The following is a 275-nucleotide window of genomic DNA, read 5'->3' on the forward strand; positions in this document are numbered from 1 at the left end:
GCGCTGGCAGTACGTCCTCAGCACCCGGTACCCGCTCTGACCACCCCAGTATCCACCACGGCCCCTGTGCGCTGTTGGTCGCCAGGTAAAGATGCGGGCTTAACCGGATATCCGGCGGCAGCGCCCCCCACAGCCGCGCCAGCGTGTGGCCGTCCGGCTGCGCTGCCTTACCACCGCGCACCAGCCACATTGACTCGCTGCGGCTGTACACCGCCTCCCCCGGCAGCAGCGGCTCAAAGTGAATGCTCCGCCCGCCGTTGTCGTTGAGTACCAGT

General features: G+C 67.6%; 1 protein-coding gene. It reads right to left on the reverse strand.

Features of this window, described 5'->3' with window-relative positions; all coding sequences use genetic code 11:
• Positions 1–275, reverse strand: a 275-nt coding sequence (locus SB756_RS29815) for a hypothetical protein (protein ID WP_410913184.1), incomplete at both ends; no start/stop codon positions are given.

It is taken from the genome of Pseudomonas sp. SIMBA_068 (assembly GCF_046534705.1).
GTDB classification, from domain to species: domain Bacteria; phylum Pseudomonadota; class Gammaproteobacteria; order Pseudomonadales; family Pseudomonadaceae; genus Aquipseudomonas; species Aquipseudomonas putida.